The following is a 20440-nucleotide window of genomic DNA, read 5'->3' as shown; positions in this document are numbered from 1 at the left end:
GTTTGGGTGCGGGTTTGCCGGTGCAGGGCCTAGCTGTCATGGCGTCTCCTTCTGGGTCACACCAGTTGCTGACGTGGTGTCAGAAAGAATATGGCAGGACGTCGCGAAAGTCATCTAGTCCTTTTGCTCAGCGGGTCACAGTGTGCTGCGGGTGCTCGCGCCGGAGTTTGGCAGAAGGACCTGAAGGGCGGCTGGGTCGATGCGCATTTGCAGGCACTCGGTGGGAGGTAGGAGGTCGCCGTCTACTTGCACAGCTACTGGCCGCTCGCAGTGCAGCACCACCGCGGAGCCGCGCCGCGTGCGGATACTTGATAGTCTAGGTCTTTCCCGCCAGCCCGCCTGGGGTAGCAGTACTTGTGCCGCCAGGTTGGACCAACCAGCTAGGGAGCCGCGTACGTCAATGGCCGCCACATCCAGCACGCCGTCGTCCATGCGGGCTTGGGGTAGTAGGTCGATTTTGGCTGGTAGGCGGCCACCATTGGCCACCAGCACGGTGCGGGCGCGCAGCCGTTCAGGGGGCAGGCTGGTGCTGGTGCTGGTGCTGGTGCTGGTGCCGGGGCTGCCGCTTAGGCTCAGTTCAAAGTCCAGGCGGGGGCCGTGCAGGTTGCCTAGGGCGGCGACGGCGTAGGCCAGCCAGCCTGCATGGCCTTTCAGGCGGCTGCGGGTGGAGGCCACGAGGTCGGCGTCGAAACCCATTCCGGATACCGTGAGGCAGGGATGCCAGGTGCCTGCGGCTAGGTCGGTGCGCACCCAGCCGAGGTCGACCGGTTGGGTGCGGCCTTTCCCGCAAAGGAGTTTGATTGCTTCGATTTGGGCGCGGCGTCCTCCCACCGGAATCCCTAGTGAGCGGGCTGCCAGGTTTGCGGTCCCTAGCGGCAGGATGCCCATTGGCACGGTGGTGTTGGCGAGTTCTCCGGCCACACAGCGCAGCGTGCCGTCCCCGCCTGCGACGACCACCAGGCCTGCTCCGGCGTCGAGCGCTTGGCGGGCTTGCAGTTTTCCGGGGGATTGCGGGGTGGTGAGCAGGTGTCTGACCTGGTATCCGGCGGTTTGGAGTGCGGCGTCGAGCCGACGCCGTAGGGTGCCGGTGGCGGCGGGTTTGGAGGGGTTGGCCACCACGTAGGCCAGGGGGCTGCTCATGCAGCTGAGCTTAGGTGAGCGCGGTGGTGTGGTTTAGGTGAGGGTGTGGTTAGGTCTAGTTTGGGTTGGGAGAAGAATAGGTTGTGGTGTTGTGGTGGTTGTTTTGGGGTTTAGAGGTCGAGTTTTCGTAGGAGGTGTTTGGGTGGGAGGGTGGCGTGTAGGACGTAGTTGGTGAAGATTGTTGTGGCTTGTTGGCCGGTGAAAACTTCTTCTGGATGTAGCCGGATGTCGTGGGTTTGGGTGGAGCCGTCAAAGAGGATGTCGTAGGCGTAGGTGATGGTGGTCCATTTTTGTGGGTCTTGGATGGGTTCGCGGGCGATGGTGTAGTGCTCGAAGGTGTCGTCGGCTTGTTGGATGCGCAGTTCTAGGGTCATGGCTTGCCAGGAGCCGGCGCATTGCATGTAGTTGGACCGGGCGGGGTCAGATTTGCGTACTTTACTGACTGCGGTTTGTCCTTCTGGTAGGGTCCACACTCCCATGGAGAAGCATTGTTGGCCGGTCATGGCCTTTGGGTCGGTGAGTATTTGTTCTAGGCATTGGGCTGTTTGGGTGGCTGGCATAGCTGCGGGTAGAACGTTGTGGTGTCCGTGTTCGGCGTCTACGGCCCAGATCATGAATCTTGGGCCTGGGGTGGTGCGTAGTTCGGTGCGGCTTAAGGCTGGGGTGGGTGACCAGGTTACCGGGGGGTTAGGCTGGAAAGGCCGTCTATTAGCGACCAGCCCCTTTGAAGGTACATCTTCGGGTATGTAACCCTGATTTAGGGGTCTATGTGGGTTTATGGGGCGTAGGCGATTGTTGGGTGGGAGGGTGCCTTCTAGGATGTATTGGCTGGCGATTTCTAGGGCTTGTTGGCCGGTGAAGATTTCTTCGGGGTGGACTTTGAGCTGTGCGGTGGTAGTAGTTGGAACGCGTGGGGGTGCGTTGTCTACGTAGGTGATGGTGGTCCATTTTTGTGGGTCTTGGATGGGTTCGCGGGCGATGGTGTAGTGCTCGAAGGTCCCGTCTGGGTGCTCGATGCGGGCTTCGATGACCATGGCTTCATGTGTGCCGATGAATTGCATATAGGTGTTACGAGCCGGATCGTGCTTGCCCACATCATCGGGGAAGAACGCACCCTCGGGCAGAGCCCACAAACCCATAGCAAAACGCACCCCCTCAGTCATAGCGGTCGGCACGGTCAAGCGACGGGTAGCCTCCTCTAGTGTCTCCTCGGGAGTCTGTGGTGAGGAGAACCAGCCAGTCGCCCCCCTCCGAGCGTCAACAGTCCAGGTCGCAAACCTACGACTTTGCTTGCTGTGCTTCTGCGATGGCATTCTTCAGCTCCTCTTCAGTATGACCTTAGTGTCTATGATCTTTACTTCTTTACCTTGTTGGTGGTCCCGGGTGGTTTGGGGCTGATCGCCCGATCGGCTGGCCTTGACCTGGGGTGGTAAGGGGAGCTTGGTCTAGGTGGGGGTGGTGGTTGTTTTGGGGTTTAGAGGTCGAGTTTTCGTAGGAGGTGTTTGGGTGGGAGGGTGGCGTGTAGGACGTAGTTGGTGAAGATTGTTGTGGCTTGTTGGCCGGTGAAAACTTCTTCTGGATGTAGCCGGATGTCGTGGGTTTGGGTGGAGCCGTCAAAGAGGATGTCGTAGGCGTAGGTGATGGTGGTCCATTTTTGTGGGTCTTGGATGGGTTCGCGGGCGATGGTGTAGTGCTCGAAGGTGTCGTCGGCTTGTTGGATGCGCAGTTCTAGGGTCATGGCTTGCCAGGAGCCGGCGCATTGCATGTAGTTGGACCGGGCGGGGTCAGATTTGCGTACTTTACTGACTGCGGTTTGTCCTTCTGGTAGGGTCCACACTCCCATGGAGAAGCATTGTTGGCCGGTCATGGCCTTTGGGTCGGTGAGTATTTGTTCTAGGCATTGGGCTGTTTGGGTGGCTGGCATAGCTGCGGGTAGAACGTTGTGGTGTCCGTGTTCGGCGTCTACGGCCCAGATCATGAATCTTGGGCCTGGGGTGGTGCGTAGTTCGGTGCGGCTTAAGGCTGGGGTGGGTGACCAGGTTACCGGGGGGTTAGGCTGGAAAGGCCGATTTCTTAGCACCACACCTTTAGTGGGTACATCTGCGGGTATATAGCGTGGGTCTTGGGGTCTATGTGGGTTTATGGGGCGTAGGCGATTGTTGGGTGGGAGGGTGCCTTCTAGGATGTATTGGCTGGCGATTTCTAGGGCTTGTTGGCCGGTGAAGATTTCTTCGGGGTGGACTTTGAGCTGTGCGGTGGTAGTAGTTGGAACGCGTGGGGGTGCGTTGTCTACGTAGGTGACGGTGACCCACTTGTGGGGATCGGTGACTGGTTCGCGGGCGATGGTGTAGTGCTCGAAGGTCCCGTCTGGGTGCTCGATGCGGGCTTCGATGACCATGGCTTCATGTGTGCCGATGAATTGCATATAGGTGTTACGAGCCGGATCGTGCTTGCCCACATCATCAGGGAAGAACGCACCCTCGGGCAGAGCCCACAAACCCACGGCAAAGTGTCCGCCATCGGCCATAGTTGTCGGTATCTTCAGGTACGGAGAAAATTCCTCAAGTGTCTCCTCGGGAGTCTGTGGTGAGGAGAACCAGCCAGTCGCCCCCCTCCGGGCGTTAACAGTCCAGGTCGCAAACCTACGACTCTGCTTGCTGTGCTTCTGCGATGGCATTCTTCAGATCCTCTTCAGTAACTTTGACAACTTTAGTGCGCGTGATCTTTATCTCGTCGCCGTTGGGTAAGGTGACTCGAGCAGGCGTTTTCGGAGACACCTGCTTGTCGAAACTCGCCTGCTGTGCGGTGGGGCGAGCTGACTCGTATTTTACCTCAATGCCTACCCAACTGCCATCTTGCTGCTGGGCGATGCCGTCGTAGTAACGCACCTGCTTCACCCCGTCAATGCGGGCCGCAAGCTTGTCGTTGAGCATTTGACGCAAAGGCGTATGTTTTTCGTGCTCCATTTCTTGGCGGTACATTTCCCTGCCGCACCATTCGGAGAGGTCTTGGGAGTGAGAACCTTTGTTGCCAAGGGTGTAACGCCCCCTGTGATCGCGTCGATCGCCTCGGTCTATGCCGTCTCGCGGATCAATCTCAGGCATGGGCTCAGGTTCAGCAACTTTTGGCTTATGTGCCTGGCTTGGTGAAGCGTCAGGGTGGTTAGGATCTTTGGGGTCCTGGTCAGGGGCGTCTGCGTGCCCGTCGCCCTGGGGCTCGTGGTCGGGGTGGCCGTTCTTGTCCTTGTTGCTGTGGTGGTCTTCGCCATCGGGTTTGTGGGCGTCGTGATGGTCTGCTTTCCCGTCGCCGTCGGGTTTGTGGTCGGGGTGGCCATCCTTGGTGGTGTGTGCGTCCTCTTGCTTGGCGTGAGGGTCGTGGTCTGGAGCCTTGTCGGACTTGGGGCCTTTGGTGGTGTCCGGAATGTCGCGTGGAGTGGCGCTGTCTGCGGCCTGTGCGCCTTTGGGATGGTGATCGCCTGCTTGCGCGTTAGCGTCCCGGACCGGGGAGCTGGACTCCGGAGAAGAACTGACACCCGGCTCAGCAGTGGACGCCCTGGGGCTAGTCTCTGATGCCTGCGCCGGGTTGCGAGGGCTGTCGGGTGCAATGGTGTCCGGCGTGGTTGCGTCAGCGGGCCGACTGTGTGGACTGCGCGCAGGGGCCGCGTCAGCAGGGTTGGTACGAGCCTCTGGCAGGTGAGGGGCGTCCAACTGCCCGGCTTTAGCCCATTTTCCGGTCTGCTCACCGAGGTCAATCTTGGGAGTAATCCCGGTGTGCGGCTGGTGCAAACGGGTGCCGGTGCGCGCACCAGGCATCCTAGTAGCAGATTTACCACCAGCCCAGGCTACCCGGGGAAGCTTTCTAGCCGCACCTAGCTTTCCGCCCACTTTTGCTGCAGCAGATCCGGCTTTTCCTGCCTTTGCGGCCCCTGCTAACACCCCTAAACCGGGAATAAAAAAGGAGCCTATATCAATAGCTGAACCGAGGCCTGCACGTAGCGGATCGTCGTCCCACTGGTCCAGGTGAGCCAAACTTTTCCCTATTTCCTTTTCGGTCTCATGCTTATGCTCTTCCTTGTATCCCAGGAAGTTTCCATACTGGTCCCACTTAAAGCCAGCCAACCCTAGAATTGGCTGCCAGGTCTGGAATGCAATATTCCAATCATGATCTGCGTCGGCAGCAAGAGGAAGGTTACCAATACTATTGGGGTCATTCGAGCTGACCATGCGTACATTACTGACCTGAAATCCCACCAAACCTATCAAGCCATTAAAGGTCCCCATAATCAAGTCTTCCCAGCCGGCGCGATATACGGACACTGCTGCCTTCTTAGGGCAACGATCCTTGCGCGCAACCGGGTCTCCCCAAGGCATGCCAGTACTCTGCTTCGGGAGACTCGAGGCCCCGTAAGCTAGATTATCTTTATCGCTTTGCTTATCTGCGTGGTAAGGGGCCAACATGTCCAGTGAACGTATCTTGTTGGCGCAGTCACGTTCAGCGTCCCACAAACGAACCTGTAAGGCGTTAGCCTCGCTTAAGAATCCATCATGCTTGTCGATCTTATTCTGATCATATTGCCAGTCAGGATCAGAGGCCACAGAAGCCAAGAACGCGTCAGCGCGAGTTTTTAGGTTCTGTGAATCAGTCTTAATGCTTGCTGCGGAATCAGCGAATGTGGAAAGGGCGCTCGCAATCTTCTCAAGCTTGTCAGCTAGATGGTCACTGCCCCGCTCCACCTTGTTCATTGCCCCATACAAAGTATCTTGTTCTGGGGCCTTGTAGCAAGAAGATAATCCACCCCAGGTGGTCTTCACTGAGGAGCCAGAGGTGCGTAGGTCCCCGGCTTTAGTCTTCAAATCCGAGGCATTAGATCGGATCGTGGCCACATCAAGATTAAGGGCAGGAAGCTTGCTGGTGTCAATACTCACAGGGGACTCCAGAGAATAAGAGTACTAGGCGTAACAGTATGTGGGACTACTTGGCGTTACGCTGGTACTGTAAAGCAGTATCTTCGTCATGTTTAAGATACGCGCTCACTGCATTCTTAGTGTTAGAGACAGTGTTACTGATCCAGTCTCCGATATCGGAGAAGTTAGTCTCGTGGTTGTCATACCAACCAGACACTGCAGCGGCAACAAGTGGCGCCTTATCCTCCGCATGGGTGGCGTTATAGACATTGGTCAGGGCTGTGACAACGCCAGCCATTGCGGGGCTCAGGTTATCGTCAACCTCTTTCTTGACGCCACTAAGCACAGTGCTAACAGATTCAGGCGCAATATTCCACGCACTCACTGCGGCAGCCTGCCTGCCCTAGTTTGGCCTCGATAAGTCAAAGCTTGCCAACACAGTCGCTCAACAAGGTTAACCCTAAGTCGCACGAGGACACCCCCGAACCTCGGTGACAAACCCTGTTGTTAGGGCTTGTCACACGTGAATGTAGCTAAAACAGGATCGCCGATCGGTATCCCGCCGGTAAGATAATAACCACAGGACCAACAATATCGCCGTCACGGCATGTCTTTTTGGTCCCCGGTATTGCCCGCTCCAACACGCTAGTTGTTGGTGGTCCCGGGTGGTTTGGGCTGATCGCCCGATCGGCTGGCCCTGACCTGGGGTGGTAAGAGGAGCTTGGTCTAGGTGGGGGTGGTGGTTGTTTTGGGGTTTAGAGGTCGAGTTTTCGTAGGAGGTGTTTGGGTGGGAGGGTGGCGTGTAGGACGTAGTTGGTGAAGATTGTTGTGGCTTGTTGGCCGGTGAAAACTTCTTCTGGATGTAGCCGGATGTCGTGGGTTTGGGTGGAGCCGTCAAAGAGGATGTCGTAGGCGTAGGTGATGGTGGTCCATTTTTGTGGGTCTTGGATGGGTTCGCGGGCGATGGTGTAGTGCTCGAAGGTGTCGTCGGCTTGTTGGATGCGCAGTTCTAGGGTCATGGCTTGCCAGGAGCCGGCGCATTGCATGTAGTTGGACCGGGCGGGGTCAGATTTGCGTACTTTACTGACTGCGGTTTGTCCTTCTGGTAGGGTCCACACTCCCATGGAGAAGCATTGTTGGCCGGTCATGGCCTTTGGGTCGGTGAGTATTTGTTCTAGGCATTGGGCTGTTTGGGTGGCTGGCATAGCTGCGGGTAGAACGTTGTGGTGTCCGTGTTCGGCGTCTACGGCCCAGATCATGAATCTTGGGCCTGGGGTGGTGCGTAGTTCGGTGCGGCTTAAGGCTGGGGTGGGTGACCAGGTTACCGGGGGGTTAGGCTGGAAAGGCCGTCTATTAGCGACCAGCCCCTTTGAAGGTACATCTTCGGGTATGTAACCCTGATTTAGGGGTCTATGTGGGTTTATGGGGCGTAGGCGATTGTTGGGTGGGAGGGTGCCTTCTAGGATGTATTGGCTGGCGATTTCTAGGGCTTGTTGGCCGGTGAAGATTTCTTCGGGGTGGACTTTGAGCTGTGCGGTGGTAGTAGTTGGAACGCGTGGGGGTGCGTTGTCTACGTAGGTGATGGTGACCCACTCTTGTGGGTCTTGGATGGGTTCGCGGGCGATGGTGTAGTGCTCGAAGGTCCCGTCTGGGTGCTCGATGCGGGCTTCGATGACCATGGCTTCATGTGTGCCGATGAATTGCATATAGGTGTTACGAGCCGGATCGTGCTTGCCCACATCATCAGGGAAGAACGCACCCTCGGGCAGAGCCCACAAACCCACGGCAAAGTATCCGCCATCGGCCATAGTTGTCGGTATCTTCAGGCACGGAGAAAATTCCTCAAGCGTCTTCTCAGGGAACTGGTAGGAGGAGAACCAACCAGTCACTCCGTCCTTAGCGTCAACAGTCCAGGTCGCAAACCTACGACTCTGCTTGCTGTGCTTCTGCGATGGCATTCTTCAGCTCCTCTTCAGTATGACCTTAGTGTCTATGATCTTTACTTCTTTACCTTGTTGGTGGTCCCGGGTGGTTTGGGGCTGATCGCCCGATCGGCTGGCCTTGACCTGGGGTGGTAAGAGGAGCTTGGTCTAGGTGGGGGTGGTGGTTGTTTTGGGGTTTAGAGGTCGAGTTTTCGTAGGAGGTGTTTGGGTGGGAGGGTGGCGTGTAGGACGTAGTTGGTGAAGATTGTTGTGGCTTGTTGGCCGGTGAAAACTTCTTCTGGATGTAGCCGGATGTCGTGGGTTTGGGTGGAGCCGTCAAAGAGGATGTCGTAGGCGTAGGTGATGGTGGTCCATTTTTGTGGGTCTTGGATGGGTTCGCGGGCGATGGTGTAGTGCTCGAAGGTGTCGTCGGCTTGTTGGATGCGCAGTTCTAGGGTCATGGCTTGCCAGGAGCCGGCGCATTGCATGTAGTTGGACCGGGCGGGGTCAGATTTGCGTACTTTACTGACTGCGGTTTGTCCTTCTGGTAGGGTCCACACTCCCATGGAGAAGCATTGTTGGCCGGTCATGGCCTTTGGGTCGGTGAGTATTTGTTCTAGGCATTGGGCTGTTTGGGTGGCTGGCATAGCTGCGGGTAGAACGTTGTGGTGTCCGTGTTCGGCGTCTACGGCCCAGATCATGAATCTTGGGCCTGGGGTGGTGCGTAGTTCGGTGCGGCTTAAGGCTGGGGTGGGTGACCAGGTTACCGGGGGGTTAGGCTGGAAAGGCCGTCTATTAGCGACCAGCCCCTTTGAAGGTACATCTTCGGGTATGTAACCCTGATTTAGGGGTCTATGTGGGTTTATGGGGCGTAGGCGATTGTTGGGTGGGAGGGTGCCTTCTAGGATGTATTGGCTGGCGATTTCTAGGGCTTGTTGGCCGGTGAAGATTTCTTCGGGGTGGACTTTGAGCTGTGCGGTGGTAGTAGTTGGAACGCGTGGGGGTGCGTTGTCTACGTAGGTGATGGTGACCCACTCTTGTGGGTCTTGGATGGGTTCGCGGGCGATGGTGTAGTGCTCGAAGGTCCCGTCTGGGTGCTCGATGCGGGCTTCGATGACCATGGCTTCATGTGTGCCGATGAATTGCATATAGGTGTTACGAGCCGGATCGTGCTTGCCCACATCATCAGGGAAGAACGCACCCTCGGGCAGAGCCCACAAACCCACGGCAAAGTATCCGCCATCGGCCATAGTTGTCGGTATCTTCAGGCACGGAGAAAATTCCTCAAGCGTCTTCTCAGGGAACTGGTAGGAGGAGAACCAACCAGTCACTCCGTCCTTAGCGTCAACAGTCCAGGTCGCAAACCTACGACTCTGCTTGCTGTGCTTCTGCGATGGCATTCTTCAGCTCCTCTTCAGTATGACCTTAGTGTCTATGATCTTTACTTCTTTACCTTGTTGGTGGTCCCGGGTGGTTTGGGGCTGATCGCCCGATCGGCTGGCCTTGACCTGGGGTGGTAAGAGGAGCTTGGTCTAGGTGGGGGTGGTGGTTGTTTTGGGGTTTAGAGGTCGAGTTTTCGTAGGAGGTGTTTGGGTGGGAGGGTGGCGTGTAGGACGTAGTTGGTGAAGATTGTTGTGGCTTGTTGGCCGGTGAAAACTTCTTCTGGATGTAGCCGGATGTCGTGGGTTTGGGTGGAGCCGTCAAAGAGGATGTCGTAGGCGTAGGTGATGGTGGTCCATTTTTGTGGGTCTTGGATGGGTTCGCGGGCGATGGTGTAGTGCTCGAAGGTGTCGTCGGCTTGTTGGATGCGCAGTTCTAGGGTCATGGCTTGCCAGGAGCCGGCGCATTGCATGTAGTTGGACCGGGCGGGGTCAGATTTGCGTACTTTACTGACTGCGGTTTGTCCTTCTGGTAGGGTCCACACTCCCATGGAGAAGCATTGTTGGCCGGTCATGGCCTTTGGGTCGGTGAGTATTTGTTCTAGGCATTGGGCTGTTTGGGTGGCTGGCATAGCTGCGGGTAGAACGTTGTGGTGTCCGTGTTCGGCGTCTACGGCCCAGATCATGAATCTTGGGCCTGGGGTGGTGCGTAGTTCGGTGCGGCTTAAGGCTGGGGTGGGTGACCAGGTTACCGGGGGGTTAGGCTGGAAAGGCCGTCTATTAGCGACCAGCCCCTTTGAAGGTACATCTTCGGGTATGTAACCCTGATTTAGGGGTCTATGTGGGTTTATGGGGCGTAGGCGATTGTTGGGTGGGAGGGTGCCTTCTAGGATGTATTGGCTGGCGATTTCTAGGGCTTGTTGGCCGGTGAAGATTTCTTCGGGGTGGACTTTGAGCTGTGCGGTGGTAGTAGTTGGAACGCGTGGGGGTGCGTTGTCTACGTAGGTGATGGTGACCCACTCTTGTGGGTCTTGGATGGGTTCGCGGGCGATGGTGTAGTGCTCGAAGGTCCCGTCTGGGTGCTCGATGCGGGCTTCGATGACCATGGCTTCATGTGTGCCGATGAATTGCATATAGGTGTTACGAGCCGGATCGTGCTTGCCCACATCATCAGGGAAGAACGCACCCTCGGGCAGAGCCCACAAACCCATAGCAAAACGCACCCCCTCAGTCATAGCGGTCGGCACGGTCAAGCCACGGGCAACCTTCTCTAGTGTCTTCTCAGGAGTCTGCGGTAAAGAGAACCAACCAGTCACTCCGTCCTTAGCATCAACAGTCCATCTCGCAAACCTACGTCCCGGTCTAAGGCTTTCCTGCTCCAACACGCCCACCCCTCAATGGCTCGGTATTAACAGCAAAGACAGTCTAAGGAGCTTTCAGGCGCGGACGGGCAGAACCGGCAGACCGGCGTCCTGCGCCAAGTGGGTGATGACCTCGGCCAACTGGGCAAAGTCTGCGGTGCGTGACGAGGAAGAGCGGTAAACCAGGCCCAGACGGCGTGAAGGACTCGGCGACCTAAAACGCGCCACGGCGTAGCCAGCCTCTGCACCCATTAGCGACAGCGCCCCTTCAGGCACCACCGTCAGGCCCACACCGTGAGTCACCATACGCACCACCGTCACCAGCGTGGTGGCCACGGCGGCAGGCGGGCGCTCAGAGAAACGGTGACACAACTGCAGAGCCTGATCGCGCAGGCAATTGGCCTCGTCAAGCAGCAGCAACTTCTGGCCGCCCAGCTCGCGGGGGTCAACATCCTCCCGCCCGGCCCACTCATGCTGAGCAGGAACAACCAGCACCAGTGGCTCGTCAAACATGGGAATGGCCGTGGTGCGCGGCTGCTCACTGTCTATGGAGATAATGGCGGCGTCGAGCTGGCCCTGAGTGAGCATCTCGATCACGTCGCCCGTGACCAGCTCGCGCAGTTCAGGCTTAAGGGTGGGCAGAGTGGTGCCCAAGCCATCCAAAAGCACCGGGGTCAGATAGGGAGCGATCGTGGGGATGATGCCTAGGCGCAGCGCACCAGACAGGGCAGCGCCACGGTTCTCCACGGCCTCATTGAAGGCGTCCGCGGCTAGCACTGCCTCGCGAGCATAAGGGAGCAGGGTTTCTCCCAAAGGGGTTACTAGGACGCGACGGGTGGTGCGTTCTACGAGCTCGCCGTTTACACGCCGCTCCAGGGCAGTGATCGCCTGGGACAAGCTGGGCTGGCTAACCCCCAGGGCGACGGCGGCCTCACCGAAGTGCTGGTGGTCGCAAAGAGCCACAAAGGCGCGAAGTTGGGAAAAAGAGGGGAGGGAGGAGGTCGGCATGGCGCTTTCCTGGGTGCGGTTGTGAGTCAGGCGCAGCTCCTGGTAGCGGCGCTGCAGCAGAACTCGGGCCTAGCGCATCAGGACGTTACCTGTCCGTGACGCTATGGGACATGTGTAATGATAAAGGCGAATCAATAAACTGTCTTCCTGGAAACCGAAGTGGTAGCGACGCCATTTTCCCGAGATCTCAGCCGCTACGAATCCAATCGGTAAAATTGTGACCAGGCCCACAAAAGACTGTCTGTTGGGTGCCAGACAGGCGCCAAAACCAGCCCCGCAGCACACTCCTGACGCCGCCCACTAGAATCCCAGCCATGATCGACCTGCGAGCACTGCGCGAGAACCCCGAGCCCTACCGCCAGAGCCAGCGAGCCCGCGGCGCCGACGTCGGCTTAGTAGACCGGATCATCGCCGCCGACGAAGCCCGCCGCGCAGCCCTGCAGGACTTCGAATCCCTGCGCGCCGAGCAGAAAACCGTCTCCAAATCCGTCGGCAAGGCCAGCCCTGAAGAGCGCCCCGCCGTCCTAGCCCAGGCCAAGACCCTCGCTGAACAGGTCAAGGCCGCCGAGGCCGCCTCCAACCAAGCTGCCACCGAACTAGAAGACCTGGCCCGCCAGTTCCAGAACCTGATCGTCGGCGCTCCCTCCGGCGGCGAGGAGGACTACGTCGTCCTGCGCCACGAGGGCCCCCAGCCCCGCGACTTTACCGCCGAAGGCTTCGAACCCGCCGACCACCTAGCCCTAGGCGAAGGCCTAGACATCATCGACACCAAGCGGGGCGCCAAGGTCTCCGGCGCCCGCTTCTACTACCTCAAGGGCTGGGGCATGCGCCTAGAACTGGCCCTCATGACCGCCGCCCTGGACAAAGCCAGCGCGCACGGCTTCGTACCCATGACCACCCCCACCCTGGTCACCCCCCAAGTCATGGGCGGCACCGGTTTCCTGGGCCTGCACTCCGACGAGATCTATTACCTGCCCGCCGACGACCTCTACCTAACCGGCACCTCCGAGGTAGCCCTAGCTGGCTACCACACTGACGAAATCCTGGACCTCAGCAAAGGCCCTAAGCGCTACCTGGGCTGGTCCACCTGCTACCGCCGCGAGGCCGGTGCCGCCGGCAAAGACACCCGCGGCATCATCCGTGTCCACCAGTTCAACAAAGCTGAGATGTTCTCCTACTGCCGCCCCGAAGACGCCGAGGCCGAGCACCAGCGGCTCCTAGCCCTGGAAGAGGAGATGCTGGCACTCGTGGGCCTGCCCTACCGCGTCATTGACACCGCCGCCGGCGACCTAGGCTCCTCCGCCGCCCGCAAATTCGACTGCGAAGCCTGGCTGCCCACCCAGCAGCGTTGGATGGAAGTCACCTCCACCTCCAACTGCACCACCTACCAGGCCCGCCGCCTACAGGTCCGTGAGAAGCGCGACGGCAAAACTGCGCCCGTGGCCACCCTCAACGGCACCCTGGCCACCACCCGCTGGATCGTCGCCATCCTGGAAAACCAGCAGCGTGCCGACGGCGCCGTCGTCGTCCCAGCAGGCCTGCGCCCCTACCTCGGCGGCCTAGAGGTCATCGAGCCCACCGCCTGAACCAAAACCCCGGAAGCAGCCATGATCCCCAAGGCTCCCAACCCTGACCACGAGCCCCTGGTCGGTCCCGCAGTCGGAGCTGAGCTGGCCAGTGCGCCCGGCGCCGCTGAAGGGCAGCGCCGCGGTCGCGGACGCCGCAAAGCCCTGGGGCACGACGACTACCACGCCCTGGTGCGCGCACGCATCGCAGACCTAGACCGCCTAGACCCACTCCTAGACCAGCAAGGCCGCCTGGCGGGCAAAATCGTGGCCGATAAGCGCCTAGTGGTGGCCCTTGATGTGGATGGCACCATCCTGGATCTGGACGGGCATGTCTCGGAACGCATGATGGCCGCCATCGCCCGGATGCGACACCACGGCGCACAGGTAGTAATCGCCACCGGCCGCGGAATTGAGGCCGCCCTGCCCGTAGCCCGGCACGTAGGGCTTACAGACGGCTGGATGGTCTGCGCCAACGGCGCCATCACCCTGCGCATGGAGCCAGAAGCCGCCGGCGGCTACGAGGTGGTGGACGCCGTCAGCTTTGACCCCGCCCACGCCATAGACGTGCTCCACGCCGCCGTGCCCGACGGGATCATCGCCGTGGAAGGCCTAGGGCGAGGCTTCCGCGTCTCTAAGCCCTTCCCAGAAGGCGAATTAATCGAGACCCAGACCGTTATGAGCCTGGAGGAACTGCGCTCCCAGCCGGTTACCCGCGTGGTGTTGCGTGCCCCCGGCATGCCTCTGGAAGAGTTCAGCGCCCTAGTGGCGGGCTGCGGCCTGCACTCCGTGGAGTACGCCATCGGCTGGACCGCCTGGCTCGACGTCGCCCCCGAAGGCGTTACCAAAGCCTCCGCCCTAGCCAAACTCGCCGCGCGCCTGGGCACGGATGCGGCGCACACTGTGGCCGTGGGTGACGGCTCAAATGACGTGGAGATGATCCAGTGGGCAGGTGTGGGAGCCGTCATGGGTTCCGCCCCCCAATGGGTCAAAGACAAAGGCGACCTGGTGACCGAGGTCGTCTGGCGTGAAGGCTGCGCCGCCTTGCTCGACGCCGTCGTGGAGCGCACCCGGGAAAGGACCCTGAATTGAACTTCCTGAGCACCCTGAGCTCACCCTCCCTGATGCTGCCTGCCAAGCGGCTGCGCAGGCTCCTGCCCAAAGACCGGCGGCCGGACGCAATCCTGCTAGGGCGCCTGCGCCGAGGCCTGCGTGTAGGAGCGGTAGTGGGACTGGCCGCCACCATCCTGGCTAGCTGCGCGGCCCTGAGCCCCGCCGCCCGCGGCCCACTGCCCACCGGTGCCGCCGCCTGCAAGGCGATCAGCGAGCAAGGTTTCCCGGCCCGGAGCTTGAAGTCACACCACAGCGTCAAGGTGGCCACCGCTTTCTCCAAGCAAGAGGCCGCGCGCTTCGACGAGTCCGTTAAGGCTTTTGAGGAGTGCACCGGCATCGACATCGTGCAGGAGGCCACCAATGAACTCGAGTCCAAGCTGCGGGCGATTGACCCAGGGACCGTCTCCCCGGGCTGGCGCACCGACCTGGCCGTGGTTCCTCAGCCCGGCCTAGCTCGCGACCTGGCCGAGTTGGGAGTCACCGCGCCTTTGCCCCGCTCCGTCCAAGGCAATGTGGAGCTGGGCTGGGACCGCACCTGGGCCGATGTCGCCAAGGTTGACGACGTCGCCCACGCCGCGCCGCTCCTGGCCTCTGTTAAGTCCTTTGTCTGGTATTCGCCGCACGCCTTCGCTAAAGCTGGCTATCAGGTGCCCTCCTCCTGGGCGGGGCTGAAGGCCTTGACTGCCAAGGTCGTGGCCGATCATCCATCTGGGGACGTGCAACCTTGGTGCTTGGGCATTAGCGACGGCGGAGCTAGCGGTTGGCCCCTGAGTGACTGGCTGGAGGAGGTGCTGCTGACCACCAAAGGCTCCACCGCCTACGACCAGTGGGCCCGCCATCAAGTGCCCTTGGACGACTCCAACGCCGTCGAAGCCCTGAAGCAAGTGGAGTCTCTGGTGCTCACCGAAGGTCACGTGACCGGCAACCGGCAAGGGGCACTCAGCACCACCGTGGAGTTCGCCGGGCAGCAGTTGGCGCAGGGCTCCTGCCTCATGCTGCACGCCTCCAGTGCTTACGAGACTCTCCTGCCGGAGGGGACCACCGTGCTGTCAGCACAGGAGGCGGAGGCTGGCACCCCAGCGGATCCCAAGACCCTGGACGCCTTCCCCTTCCCCGTGACCGGCCCGGATGACCCGGTGCTCGTTGGTGGCGACTATCTGGTGCGTGTAGCCACCTCCTATGACACGCAGGACCCTTCGGGTGCTCTCCAGGAGCCAACCGGATCCGGGCACGCCGAGGCCGTGACCACCGTTATGAGGTACCTGACCAGCGCCGACTGGGTACGCCGTCGCGTGGCCTTAGGTGGCGTGACCACCGGGAGCCGGGCGGTGCAGCCGGAGGACATGACCTCAGCGGTGGGGCGCCGCGCCACGGCAAAGCTGCAGTCGCGGCAAGTGGCCATCCGCTTTGATGCCTCTGACTCCATGCCCTCCAAGGTAGGCACGGCGACCTTGTGGGAGGCCCTAGTTGCCTGGGCCGGGGGCAGCAAAACAGCTGAGGCAGCACTAAAAGAAGCTGAGGAGAGCTGGCCTAAGCGCTAAGCAGGGCCCCGGACCACCCGGGACTACCAACCACCCGAGACCACCAGCGAGGTAACGGGCAGGCGCGCCCGGACCTCGCTAACTGCCGGCGCTTGAGCTGAGCGTGGAGGAGTCGCGGGCCACCAGCTCGGGTGTGGGGGCCTGGAGGCTGCGCACTGGGGCACCCCCCAGGCGCTCTACCAGCAGCTGGGCTGCCAAGTTCCCCATGGTCCCCGGCTCACGGTGCACCGCGCTGAGTGCAGGGGTGATTAGGCGGCATAGGGGGGAATCCTCCATAGAGACCACCGCCAAGTCCTCACCCAGGTGCGCGCCCAGCTCCCGGGCCATGGTGGCACCGCCTAAGGCCAGGACCTCGTTGTCGTAGATGATCGAGTCGGGGCGGCGCTTAGAAGACAACAGTTCGGCGGTGGCTTGGGCACCAGAACGTTCGGTGTAGTCCACGGCGCTGGAGAGCATGACTTCCAGGTTGTGTTCGCGGCCCATGCGGGTCAGGGCCCGACCGCGCCGCTCGGTGTGCAGCAGGGAAGTGCGGGCGGAGACGTAGGCCAGCCGCTTGGCCTGGTTGGCTGCCAGGTGGTTGACCACCAGCTCCATCATCCCTTCCTCGTCACCGATTACCGAGGGCATTCCATTGGGGTCTTCCTCGCCCACCAGCACATAGGGCATCCCCAGTTCGGCAAGCACTTGCAGGCGGGGGTCCTCCTGGCGTGGGTCCACCACGATGGCCCCGTCTACCCGGTGCTGGCGCCACAGCGAGCGGTAGGCGCTTACCTCCTGGTCGACGTCGTCAACAATCTGGAATACCAGGGCTAGGTCGGCGCTGGCCAGGGTGGCCTGCATGCCGATGATGAGTTCAAAGAAGAAGCGCTCGGCGGCCACGGACTGACTGGGGCGCGCCAGCACCAGACCTACAGTGCCGGCGCGGGAGACGGAGAGGGCGCGGGCGGCAGCGTTGGGGGTCCACCCGATCTCATTGGCGACGGCGAGGATGCGTTGGCGGGTGTTTTCTGAGACGCCGGGGCGGTTGTTCAGCGCGAAGGAGACAGCCGAAGGGGAGACACCGGCAACTTTGGCGATGTCCCGGATGGTAGGGCGATCCATGCGCCAATTATGCATCACTGAAACGATTACGTAGATCCTACATATCGGCTTGACCACTACCCTAATGCGGTTTAGTCTCCTCGGGTGGCGCGAGGGTGCGCCCCAGTTCCGGCGCGACGGCTTCTTTCTGTAACCCGTGCCGATTGGAGACTCAGGAGGCACGCTGTGCATGACAACCGCCCCATGCTGCTCAAACACATTGACCGGATTTTGGTGGAGCGCCTCCAACCCGCAGCTGTCAGCACCATTTTGCCCCTCAACCTAGAGTGCTGGGAGGTTACCCAGGCGGACGGGCCTGTAGCCGGGGTGCCAGGCGCGGGCGAGCCCGTGCCCTTCAGCCAGGCCCTCCAAGCCCAGTACCGCCCCTGCTCCCTGCCTCTGCGCTGGGGGCCGCCCTGGGGCACCACCTGGTTCCGGCTGCGCGTGGTCATCCCGGAGGCGTTGCGTCACCGCCACCTGGAGTTGGACCTGGACCTGGGCTGGGCAGACCACTCGGCTGGCTTCCAGTGCGAAGGACTAGTGCGGACCCCCCACGGTGAAATCCTCAAAGCCGTCAACCCCCGCAACCGTTGGGTGCCGGTGACCGATGAACTACTCGACGCCGAGGGCCAACTGGAGCTCTACCTGGAGGCCGCCTCCAATCCACTGCTCCTAGACGTCCACCCCTTCCTGCCCACCGACGAGGGCTCCCGCGCCACCCAGAGCCACGCCCCTAGCTACACCTTCGCCACCGCGAATCTGGTGCAAATCCACGACGAGGTGCGCGCCCTAGCCGCCGACGTCGATGTGCTCTTAGGCCTGGCCCGCACCCTCCCGGAAGACTCCCCCCGCGGTTGGAAGGTGCTGCTGAGCACCAGCGCGGCCCTAGACCAGCTGGACCTGGCAGATGTGCCCGGATCTGCCGCTCAAGTCCGTGCCCTGCTGGCGCCTTTGCTGGCAGTGCCCGCCGCCCCAGATGCCATCACCCTGGGGGCTGTGGGGCATGCGCATATTGACTCCGCCTGGCTCTGGCCCGTCCGAGAGACGCGGCGCAAAGTGGTGCGCACCATGGCCAATGTGCTGCGGCTGCTAGAAGACGGCTCCCCAATGATCTTTGCGCTGCCCGCCGCCCAACACCTGGCCTGGCTCCAGGAGGACGAACCGGAGCTATTCTCCCGCGTGAAGGCACAGGTGGCGGCCGGGCGGATCGTCCCGGTGGGCGGTTCCTGGGTGGAGCCCGACGCCGTGCTGCCCTCGGGTGAATCACTGGTGCGCCAGCTGACTGAAGGAACCGCCTTCTTCCGGGAGGAACTAGGCGTGGAGTGCCACGAAATCTGGCTGCCGGACTCCTTTGGCTACACCGGCTCCCTGCCGCAGATCGCCCACCTGGCGGGCTACGACAATTTCCTGACGCAGAAGATCTCCTGGAACCAGGTGGACGTATTCCCACACCACACCCTGTGGTGGGAAGGCATTGACGGCACCCGGATTTTCACCCACTTCCCGCCCGCTGACACTTACGGCGCGGAGGTCAGTGCCGAGCAGCTGCGGCACGCGGAAACCAACTTCAAGGACAAGGGTCGCGCATCAACTGAGCTGTTCCTCTACGGCTACGGCGACGGCGGTGGCGGCCCCACTCGGGAGATGGTGGAGCGCGTGGAGCGGGTGTCGGACCTGGCGGGGATGCCCCGCACTCAGCATCTGAGTCCCCAGGAGTTCTTTGCCCGCGCTCGCGCCGAGTATCCCGAGGCTCCGGTCTGGGTGGGGGAGCTGTACCTGGAGAAGCATCGCGGCACCCTCACCACTCAGGCAGCCACCAAGCGGGCAAATCGGCGCGCGGAGGCAGCCTTGCGGGAGGCGGAGACCTGGTGTACCACCGCCTGGGCGCGGGGTCTGCTGGCCGATGACGCCTATCCGGCGGCGCTGCTGCATCGCCTGTGGCGCACTACCTTGCTGTGTCAGTTCCATGACATCCTGCCCGGCTCCTCCATCGCCTGGGCATATGAGGACGCGGAAGCGCAGCTGGGTGAAGTTATTGCTACCTGTGAGGGTCTCACGGCCGCAGCGCAGCAGGCGCTGGTGACGGGGGAGCCCGCGCCCTGCCTGCAAGAGGTCGTGGGGTCGACGCCGGTCCCGGACGGGGTGGTTTCTCTCTCCGCCACTTCGTCCGGGACCAGCCAGGCCCCGGCTCTAGGGGCCGCCCGGGTGGCACTCAACCCGGCACCGGTGCCCTGCGTCCTAGCTGGCGTTGAGGTCCCTGCCTTGGGTGGTGCGTTGCTTCCGGCTCGCGACGGCGAATCCACGACCTGCCAGGCCTACCGCGAGGAGGCGGGCGCAGTGCTGGACAACGGTCTGGTGCGGGCGCAGATTGCTGCCTCCGGCGCCGTCGTATCCCTGCGGCTTCAGGGGCGGGAGGTGGTGCCGCCCGGTGCACGCCTAGGCATCTTGCAGCTGGCCAACGACTTCCCCAACGAGTGGGACGCCTGGGACCTGGACCCCTTCTACCGCTCTTCCTTGCAGGACCTGGAGGGGAGCCTGCAAGAGGTACGTGCAGATGCCTCCGGGGCGCTGGCTGAGGTAGAGGTGGCCTTCGGCCAATCCCGCGCCCAACTGACCTGGAGTCTGGCGCCGGGCGCCGAGCAGCTCGACCTGCAAGTAAAGGTTTCCTGGCAGGAGAGCGAGAAAGTGCTCAAGCTAGCCCTGCCGGTGGATGTGCATGCCAATGACGCCGCCTACGGCTCCCAGTTCGGGCACCTGCGCCGCCCCACCCATGAGAACACCTCCTGGGACGCTTACCGCTTTGAGGTCTGCGCCCACAAGTGGCTGCACGTGGGGGAGCCTGGATACGGCGTCGGGGTGGCCAATGATGCCACCTACGGTTGGGACCTGACTCGCCATCTACGGCAGGGCGGCGGCACCTGGACCCTGGTGCGAGCCACCCTGCTGCGCGCCCCGCGCTACCCGGACCCGCAGGCGGACCGGGGTGAGCACGAGTTCCGCTTCGCCCTGACCGGTGGCGAGTCGGTGGCGACCGTGCGGGCCGCCGCCTACCGCCTAGACCTGCCATCCCGGCAGCTAAGCCTGCCTGCTGGGGCCAACACCGGGGCCCGCCTGGAGGCAGCTTTGGCGCCACTGGTGCAAGTGGAAGGCGCGGTGCTGGAGTCCCTGCACCTTGCCGACCCGCAGGACGGGGAAGAGCCAGCGGTGCTGGTGCGCCTCTATGAGCCTGAGGGCGCCCGCCGCCGCGTCACCCTGCGGGCCCACGAGCTGACCGACGCCGTCGGCGCGGATCTGCATGGTCGACCCAGCACCACCTTGGGGGTGCAGGTGGAGCAGGCGGGCAGCCCGGGCGAGTGGGCCTTTGAACTGCATCCCTTTGGGGTAGCCACCATCCGTCTGCGCCGCCGTACAAGCCAGGAGAACTGAA

14 protein-coding genes are annotated in these 20440 nt (G+C 61.5%); 4 read left to right on the top strand and 10 right to left on the bottom strand.

Annotation, left to right across the window (positions count from 1 at the left end; all coding sequences use genetic code 11):
* Positions 1-135: 135 nt before the first annotated feature.
* The 9 genes from DR039_RS06960 to DR039_RS06920 all read right to left on the bottom strand — a co-directional run bounded on the left by DR039_RS06960 (position 136) and on the right by DR039_RS06920 (position 11714).
* A complete protein-coding gene (locus tag DR039_RS06960; RefSeq protein WP_111836664.1) occupies positions 136-1140 on the bottom strand; it encodes a diacylglycerol/lipid kinase family protein in 1005 nt (334 codons plus the stop codon).
* 110 nt (positions 1141-1250) lie between these two features.
* Positions 1251-2453 carry a hypothetical protein gene (locus DR039_RS11390; protein ID WP_174887829.1) on the bottom strand — a complete coding sequence of 401 codons (1203 nt, stop codon included), beginning with the start codon at positions 2451-2453 and terminating at the stop codon, positions 1251-1253.
* A gap of 161 nt (positions 2454-2614) precedes the next feature.
* The gene (locus DR039_RS11385) at positions 2615-3817 is read right to left on the bottom strand and encodes a hypothetical protein (protein WP_174887828.1); all 1203 of its coding nucleotides are present in this window, start codon (positions 3815-3817) and stop codon (positions 2615-2617) included.
* Positions 3783-6065 (bottom strand): hypothetical protein, encoded by a 2283-nt coding sequence (locus DR039_RS06945; RefSeq protein ID WP_111836663.1) that lies wholly within the window; start codon positions 6063-6065, stop codon positions 3783-3785. Before DR039_RS06945 ends, DR039_RS11385 begins: the two co-directional genes overlap by 35 nt.
* 46 nt (positions 6066-6111) lie before the next feature.
* The gene (locus DR039_RS06940) at positions 6112-6429 is read right to left on the bottom strand and encodes a DUF6507 family protein (RefSeq protein WP_111836662.1); all 318 of its coding nucleotides are present in this window, start codon (positions 6427-6429) and stop codon (positions 6112-6114) included.
* A 370-nt stretch (positions 6430-6799) separates the two neighbouring features.
* Complete coding sequence (locus DR039_RS11380; protein ID WP_174887827.1) at positions 6800-8002, bottom strand: hypothetical protein; 1203 nt, start codon at positions 8000-8002, stop codon at positions 6800-6802.
* A gap of 161 nt (positions 8003-8163) precedes the next feature.
* Positions 8164-9366: a hypothetical protein gene (locus DR039_RS11375; protein WP_174887827.1), complete on the bottom strand. Its 1203-nt coding sequence runs from the start codon at positions 9364-9366 to the stop codon at positions 8164-8166.
* A 161-nt stretch (positions 9367-9527) separates the two neighbouring features.
* Positions 9528-10661, bottom strand: coding sequence for a hypothetical protein (locus DR039_RS11370; protein ID WP_174887826.1), 1134 nt, complete (start codon positions 10659-10661; stop codon positions 9528-9530).
* Positions 10662-10781: 120 nt separating this feature from the next.
* On the bottom strand, positions 10782-11714 hold the full coding sequence (locus DR039_RS06920; RefSeq protein WP_111836661.1) for a LysR substrate-binding domain-containing protein: 933 nt from the start codon (positions 11712-11714) through the stop codon (positions 10782-10784).
* Between the two features lie 314 nt (positions 11715-12028).
* On the opposite strand from DR039_RS06920, the gene serS reads away from it, so the two are divergent.
* Genes serS through DR039_RS06905 form a run of 3 tightly spaced genes read left to right on the top strand, consistent with a single transcriptional unit; the run spans position 12029 to position 15933 of the window.
* Positions 12029-13300 (top strand): serine--tRNA ligase, encoded by a 1272-nt coding sequence (serS, locus tag DR039_RS06915; RefSeq protein ID WP_111836660.1) that lies wholly within the window; start codon positions 12029-12031, stop codon positions 13298-13300.
* Between the two features lie 21 nt (positions 13301-13321).
* The gene (locus DR039_RS06910; RefSeq protein WP_111836659.1) at positions 13322-14371 is read left to right on the top strand and encodes an HAD family hydrolase; all 1050 of its coding nucleotides are present in this window, start codon (positions 13322-13324) and stop codon (positions 14369-14371) included.
* On the top strand, positions 14368-15933 hold the full coding sequence (locus DR039_RS06905; protein ID WP_229116863.1) for an ABC transporter substrate-binding protein: 1566 nt from the start codon (positions 14368-14370) through the stop codon (positions 15931-15933). Before DR039_RS06910 ends, DR039_RS06905 begins: the two co-directional genes overlap by 4 nt.
* Positions 15934-16011: 78 nt before the next feature.
* Here the strand turns inward: DR039_RS06905 and DR039_RS06900 are convergent, their stop codons facing one another.
* Positions 16012-17034, bottom strand: a complete 1023-nt coding sequence (locus DR039_RS06900) for a LacI family DNA-binding transcriptional regulator (protein ID WP_170166929.1) — start codon at positions 17032-17034, stop codon at positions 16012-16014.
* Positions 17035-17199: 165 nt separating this feature from the next.
* On the opposite strand from DR039_RS06900, the gene DR039_RS06895 reads away from it, so the two are divergent.
* Positions 17200-20439 (top strand): alpha-mannosidase, encoded by a 3240-nt coding sequence (locus tag DR039_RS06895; RefSeq protein WP_111836657.1) that lies wholly within the window; start codon positions 17200-17202, stop codon positions 20437-20439.
* Position 20440: the final 1 nt, after the last annotated feature.

It is taken from the genome of Actinomyces bovis (assembly GCF_900444995.1).
GTDB classification, from domain to species: domain Bacteria; phylum Actinomycetota; class Actinomycetes; order Actinomycetales; family Actinomycetaceae; genus Actinomyces; species Actinomyces bovis.
The sequence above is the reverse complement of the archived record's forward strand: the minus strand, read 5'-3'. Positions and strand labels throughout refer to the sequence as shown.

What these genes read in the sequence shown, in the direction of transcription:
- DR039_RS11375 (WP_174887827.1), bottom strand. Translation starts at nt 9,366, where the DNA reads ATGCCATCGCAGAAGCACAGCAAGCAGAGTCGTAGGTTTGCGACCTGG.
- serS (WP_111836660.1), top strand. Translation starts at nt 12,029, where the DNA reads ATGATCGACCTGCGAGCACTGCGCGAGAACCCCGAGCCCTACCGCCAG.
- DR039_RS11390 (WP_174887829.1), bottom strand. Translation starts at nt 2,453, where the DNA reads ATGCCATCGCAGAAGCACAGCAAGCAAAGTCGTAGGTTTGCGACCTGG.
- DR039_RS06900 (WP_170166929.1), bottom strand. Translation starts at nt 17,034, where the DNA reads ATGGATCGCCCTACCATCCGGGACATCGCCAAAGTTGCCGGTGTCTCC.
- DR039_RS06960 (WP_111836664.1), bottom strand. Translation starts at nt 1,140, where the DNA reads ATGAGCAGCCCCCTGGCCTACGTGGTGGCCAACCCCTCCAAACCCGCC.
- DR039_RS11380 (WP_174887827.1), bottom strand. Translation starts at nt 8,002, where the DNA reads ATGCCATCGCAGAAGCACAGCAAGCAGAGTCGTAGGTTTGCGACCTGG.
- DR039_RS06910 (WP_111836659.1), top strand. Translation starts at nt 13,322, where the DNA reads ATGATCCCCAAGGCTCCCAACCCTGACCACGAGCCCCTGGTCGGTCCC.
- DR039_RS06920 (WP_111836661.1), bottom strand. Translation starts at nt 11,714, where the DNA reads ATGCCGACCTCCTCCCTCCCCTCTTTTTCCCAACTTCGCGCCTTTGTG.
- DR039_RS11385 (WP_174887828.1), bottom strand. Translation starts at nt 3,817, where the DNA reads ATGCCATCGCAGAAGCACAGCAAGCAGAGTCGTAGGTTTGCGACCTGG.